Consider the following 6,182-nt stretch of genomic DNA (forward strand, 5'->3'; position numbering starts at 1 on the left):
GGTACTCAGGCAACTGATGCGGCGTGAAGTTGGCGTGGCTCTCGAAAATCCAGCCGCAGGTGTTGGACTGGTTGCAGGCCAAGCCGCCGTTGTGGGCGCTCCACGACTGCCAGCCGTGGGTGAACTCGTGGGTCAGGCCCCAATGGTCCCTCAGAGCGCCGGGTGCGATCCACATGCCCAGGTGCAGCAGGTTCTGGGGGTCGACCCAGGCGCCACCGGTCAGACCCCAGCCGGAATGGATGTGGATCGCGTGCTTGGTCTTGTCCGTCTTGTCGAAGAACGGTTCGGGCATCAGCAGGTTCGAATTGAACAGGTTTTCCCAGACGGTGTTCTCGAGGGTGTTCGCAGCCAGTGTCAGGTCGGCGTCGGATACCGCTTCGTCCGAATAGAACGCGAAATGGGCCGACTCTCTGACCAGCCTGAAGCCGGCTTGATCGGGATGTGGACCGGCGGCCCTCCAGGTACCGGGTGTGACTGGCGGCTTGACAGTGGCGCCAGGTGCTGCCCATGTGGTCATGGTGGTGCCCTGGTCAACCACCGCCGGAGCAGGCACCACGGGACTGGATCTCGTATCGTCTGACGATGCGTCGCAGCCGGTCAGCAGCAGCAACGACATCATCAAGGTGCTGATCGCACACGAAATTCTCATCGGTTCATTCTCTTCCCGGATTTGTATAACAACGATAACGAGTGTTCTTCTGACTGCACCCGACTCACAACAACACGTGCAACCCGAGAAATGTCACTTTGAGATCTTCCTGGCCGCATAGAGACGCTTTGCGTCTCTATGAAAGCAATGCGAATGGGCGTCGACACATGAACATCAAGTTGTCGATTCTCCCGGCTTGGACACCATCACGCCATCGAACGCAGCCAGGTGCCTGACGATTGGCAAGCAAGCAGTGGACCCGATGACACTCTGGCTTGTTCTCCGACGATCGCTGGGCTGAGGGCCGCTCACTATCGCCCAAGCCCGGGCGACGACGCTTGCGCAGCGAGGCCAGCACTGCGCTCCACAAACGCATGAAGCTGCTCGGCCAGAACCGCCATCTCCTCACGCGCCACCGTCGCATGGCGCGCAACGATCAGTTCGGCATAGGACCTGCGCAGGGCCCATTGGCACGCACCAACGAGCAGCCACGCGGGCAACAGTTCAAAGCCGCGCAGCCTTGCCGGGGTGACCGGCAGTCCATGCGCACGCAAGGCCGCGAGGGCCTTGCGGATCGCGAGCAGCATGGCGGTCACTTGGAGCCTGCTGTTGGCCAGGACCTTCAGGTCAGCGCCCGCTGCGTAGAACGCATCCGCAATCGGGCTTACGAGCGCGACGTGGGTCTTCAACCAGGCGTCCATGTTGCTCGAGATGGCGGTGGGAAAGCCGGCCTGCTGCAACGCAGCCGCGAGCAACCGAACCCGCGGTGTGGCGCGGCCGTCGAGTTCGCCGAGTGTGGTCTTCTGGATCAGCGCCGGCAGGACAGTTGCCAAGACGGTTCCGTCCGGGGCCCGTTCGCCAGCCGCACCAGGAAAGCCCAGCACCACGCGTTCGCGCCCCAACATGTCGATCAGTCGTTGCGGCCCGGCCAGGTTGTTGAACATGAACACGAGGCTGGGTGCTGCCTTGTTGGCTGCCAGCAAAGGCAACACCGACTCGACCTGGTCATTGCGCACGAGCACCAGAACGTAGTCGTAGAACTGGCCTGGCTCAAGCGCCTCGATGACGCTGACCCGAGCCCGCAGGCATCCCCGTCCGCGCTCCTGGACCATCAGGCCATGGTCACGGATCTGCACGGCCCGCCGGCCTCGGGCGAGGACCGTCACGTCGTGGCCAACGGCCTGAAGTTTCGCGGCGTAGAAGGTACCCAGAACACCAGCACCGAAGATCAATAGACGCATGGAGGCTCTCATTTTGGTCGTTAGCCCGGCTAGTCTTGTGGATCCGTTCAGGCGGGCACTGCGGGAACTGCGGGAACTGCGATAACGCCGATCGACGAGGCAAATGGAAAATCGCCATTCAATCTAGGCGTCTTCGCCAGGAAGCCCTTGATGCAGATCACGGCTTGACGAAAAGGCGGGGCCACGTGACCGCATCGTCGGATGGCGGTCGAAGCTGCCGTCGCGCGCACAGGTCGGCCAGCCCATAGCGGTTGCTGCACGCTGGTTATGGACGAACCGGGACGGCAGTCTTTGATGTTGGACAAGTCGGCAGTCGGATCCTTGGAACACATTTGTCGACCTACACATCGGGGAGCCCGCTTCATGAGCGCAAGTGCGCTGCCACTGGACCGAGCACTTCGCGTTGCCGTGACATTGCGCGGCGCGGCTCGATGAGTGACTCTGGCGCCGCAGCGCCGCTCGCGAACGCAGGCCTGAGCCAGGCCGAGGCCTCGCGGCGACTGTCGTTGGAGGGCCCCAACGCCCTGCCCGGCGGCCATCGACGAATGCTTCTCTCGATCGCCCTGGACACAGTGCGCGAACCGATGTTCCTGTTGTTGCTGGCAGCCGGCGCGTTGTACCTCGTGTTCGGCGACCTGCAGGAAGGCCTGACGCTGCTCGGCTTTGTACTGGTCACGCTCGGTCTTACGCTGTATCAGGAAGGCAAGGCCGAACGCGCGATCGAAGCCCTGCGCGACCTGACCAGCCCGCGCGCCCTGGTCATCCGCGACGGCCGGCCCCAGCGCATCGCCGGGCGCGATGTGGTGCGCGGCGACCTGCTGCAGCTGAACGAGGGCGACCGCGTGCCCGCCGATGCCCTGTTGGTCTCGGCCGACGGGCTGCGCGTGGACGAATCGCTGCTCACCGGCGAGGCCGTACCGGTGAGCAAGCTGGCAGCAGCAACCGAGCCAGACAGCTTGCGCGGAGTACAAAGCGCGACGCCTGCCATGCGGCCCGGCGGCGAGGACCTGCCGACGGTCTACGCCGGCACGTTGATCGTGCAAGGCCACGGCCTTGCGCGCGTCACCGCCACCGGGCCGCTGAGCGAGATCGGCCGCATCGGCACGGCCCTGGGCACGATGGTGGGCAAACGCTCCCCCTTGCAGAAGCAGACCGCGAAGCTGGTGCGCAACCTCGCGTGGCTGGCCCTGACACTGAGCCTCACGCTGGTGCTGGTGCAGGGCCTGCTTCATGGGGATTGGCTGCAAGCGCTGCTGGCAGGGATCGCTTTGGCGATGGCCATGCTCCCCGAGGAGTACCCGGTGGTTCTGACCGTCTTCCCTGCGCTCGGGGCGCGACGCCTGTTGCGCGAAGGCGTGCTGACGAGGCGCATCAACGCCATCGAGACGCTGGGTGCAACCACCGTGCTGTGCAGCGACAAGACCGGCACGCTGACCGAGAACCGCATGACGGTGTCGCACCTGGTGGCCGGTGGAGTGACGCTGGATGCCCGATTGGCGATCGCCACGCTGCCCATCGTTGAGCTGCCCGAGGCCTTCCACAGACTGGTTGAGTATTCCATCCTGGCCAGTGTGGTCGACCCGTTCGATCCCATGGAGAAGGCGTTCCACCAGCTCGGAGAACAGTTCCTGGCCCAGACGGAGCACTTGCACCGCGACTGGCGACTGGTGCAGACGTATGCACTCAGCCCGGCCCTGCGCGCGATGTCGCATGTCTGGGCTGCGCCGGAAGGCGGGACGCAGGTCGTTGCGGCCAAGGGTGCGCCGGAGGCAGTGGTTGAGTTGTGCCACCTCGATCCAGCGACCCAATCGCGTATTGCTGCTGCGGTCGATGTGCTGGCGGCAGACGGCCTGCGGGTGTTGGCCGTGGCTGAAGGTCGATTCGAAGGGAAAGAGTGGCCTGCGGTCGAACACGATTTCGACTTCGAGTTCCTCGGCTTGCTGGGCCTGTCGGACCCGTTGCGCCAGCAGGTCCCCGCCGCGATCGCCGAGTGCCGGGCCGCCGGCATCCGCGTGGTGATGATCACCGGAGACTACCCCGCCACCGCGCGCGCGATCGCGCATCAAGCGGGTCTGGCAGGTCTGGCGGAGGGCGCCGCAGAGCTTCTGTCCGGCGATGAGATGGTCACATTGAGCGACGAGGCCTTGCGCGAGCGACTGGCCACCGTCAGCGTCTGCGCCCGCATCGCACCCGAACAGAAGCTGCGCATCGTGCAGGCGTTGAAGGCGCGCGGGGACATCGTGGCCATGACCGGCGACGGCGTCAACGACGCCCCGGCGCTGCGCGCCGCCCACGTGGGCATCGCCATGGGCGGGCGTGGTACCGACGTGGCTCGCGAGGCCGCGTCGCTGGTGTTGCTGCAGGATGATTTCGCAGCCATCGTGCACGCGGTACGACTGGGGCGGCGCATTTTTGACAACCTGCGCAATTCGATGACGTACATCCTGGCGGTGCATGTTCCGATCGCAGGCATGGCGTTGCTGCCCGTCCTGCTGGGCTGGCCGGCACTGCTGTATCCGACACACATCGCGTTGCTCCAATTGATCATCGACCCCGCGTGCTCGCTTGCCTTCGAAAACGAACCGTCAGAGAGCGACGTGATGCATCGCGCGCCGCGCGATGCCGCGGCGCCGCTCTTCGGCGGCGCCACGCTGTGGTTGGCGTTGCTGCAAGGCCTGGGCGTGTTCGCCGTTGTACTGGGTGTCTATGCCTGGGCGTACGACCGATTGCCTGAGAACGAAGCCCGTGCCTTTGCCTTCGCCACGCTGGTGGTCGCCAACCTGGCACTGATCTTTTCCAACCGCTCTGGCACCCGATCGCTGTGGACAGCGTTGCGCATGCGGAACAGGACTCTGTGGTTTGTCGTCGGGCTGGCCCTGGTGCTGCTGCTCAGTGCGCTCTACCTGCCATGGGCCGCGAGCGTGCTGCGCTTTGCGCCGCTGCCCGCCGACAAGCTCGCTACGGCGTTCGCACTCGGCTTGCTCAGCGTGTTGTGGTTCGAGGGCGTCAAACAGGCGCGGCAGGGATCCGGCGGCGCCAGCAGTGGCGTTTGATAGGAATCAAGCAAGCGAACGGGTCGACCCCCGAACCTCTGTTTCGATCGACCACTGCTCGGGGAAGCGGGCAAAGGAGATCCCGATGCCGACGCATTACAAGGCCGCTCTCACCGCACCGGGTGTGCTCTTGGGCGCAGCGGGTGTAGGTGGAATGGCATGCGGCCCTCCGACATTGCGCTCGGTCAACTCGCCGGCAGACGGCGCGGGCTTGAGTGCGAGTCGGCTGAAGCGCGGCTGTGAACCGTCGATTGCTTGACGCATGACAAGGCTGCCGAAGATCAAGTGCAGTTGAATCGTGGATGGCAGCCGCGAGTCAACACCAGGCTGTCTCCGAACGGGCATGCGGCCCATGGTCGGTGCACGGGCAGTGGGGGTCTTGATGGGTTTCGCCGATTTGTCGCCTCGGACAGTGGCGCCGGACATCGAAGCGTTGGCGCTGCGCCTGCTGGCAGCCGTGCGCGCCGTGGCCGACGAGTTGCGGCCGCAGGCAAAGGTGGCCACCTCACTCGGGTTGGATCACTCGCTCGAGCGCGACTACGGTTTGGACAGCCTGGCCCGCGTTGAACTGATCTCCCGAATCGACCACGATCTGGGCTTGTCGCTGAGCGCAGCCGCGCTCACCGAAGCCGAGACACCGCGCGACCTGCTGCGATTCATCACACGAACGCAGAGCCGGGTTGACACGCCCGCAGTTCCGCTCAAGCGGCGCGATATCGACCCTGGCGCGTCGGCGGATGCGCACACGGGCACGGACACGGTCACGGGCACGGACACGACTGCGCCCCCGGCATCCGAGGCGCCGTACCCGCCGGACTCCCTCCAGACGCTGGTGGACGTTTTCGAGTGGCACCTGCATCGCCACCCCGAGCGCGTGCTGATCACGCTCTACGAGGACGCCGACACATCCTTTGACCTGACTTACGCCGACCTGCACCGCGATGCGGTTGCGCTGGCCACCGGATTGCATGCGCTGGGCATCGGCAAGGGCGACAAGGTGGCCATCATGCTGCCGACCGGGCGCGAATTCTTTGCGGCGTTCTTCGGCGCGCTGGTCGCGGGCGGCGTGCCGGTTCCGCTGTACCCACCGGCGCGGCCCTCGCAGCTCGAGGACCACCTGAATCGCATTGCTGGCATCCTGCTCAATTCGCAGGCGCGCGTGCTGGTGACCGTCGACCGCGCCAAGCCGCTGGCCCACCTGTTGCGGGCCCAGGTCGAAGCCTTGCGCAGCGTCGTGAC

Annotated in this window: 4 protein-coding genes; 2 read left to right on the forward strand and 2 right to left on the reverse strand. The window is 65.3% G+C overall.

What is annotated here, in order from left to right:
• Window positions 1-619 (reverse strand): DUF6055 domain-containing protein (locus RMO40_RS05230; RefSeq protein ID WP_309717292.1); only part of this gene is annotated, 619 nt, incomplete at its 3' end.
• 341 nt (window positions 620-960) lie between these two features.
• Complete coding sequence (locus RMO40_RS05235; protein ID WP_309717295.1) at window positions 961-1,890, reverse strand: 2-dehydropantoate 2-reductase N-terminal domain-containing protein; 930 nt, start codon at window positions 1,888-1,890, stop codon at window positions 961-963.
• Window positions 1,891-2,321: 431 nt separating this feature from the next.
• Between RMO40_RS05235 and RMO40_RS05240 the strand changes: the two genes are divergently transcribed.
• Window positions 2,322-4,943: an HAD-IC family P-type ATPase gene (locus RMO40_RS05240; RefSeq protein WP_309717298.1), complete on the forward strand. Its 2,622-nt coding sequence runs from the start codon at window positions 2,322-2,324 to the stop codon at window positions 4,941-4,943.
• A 382-nt stretch (window positions 4,944-5,325) separates the two neighbouring features.
• The coding region (locus RMO40_RS05245) for an AMP-binding protein (RefSeq protein WP_309717301.1) at window positions 5,326-6,182 on the forward strand (857 nt) is incomplete at its 3' end.

Origin of the sequence: Rhizobacter sp. (assembly GCF_031412075.1) — a bacterium.
Classification (GTDB): Bacteria; Pseudomonadota; Gammaproteobacteria; order Burkholderiales; family Burkholderiaceae_C; genus Rhizobacter.

Excerpts from the sequence above, each read along its gene's own strand:
- RMO40_RS05235 (WP_309717295.1), bottom strand. The coding sequence starts at position 1,890 with ATGCGTCTATTGATCTTCGGTGCTGGTGTTCTGGGTACCTTCTACGCC.
- RMO40_RS05240 (WP_309717298.1), top strand. The coding sequence starts at position 2,322 with ATGAGTGACTCTGGCGCCGCAGCGCCGCTCGCGAACGCAGGCCTGAGC.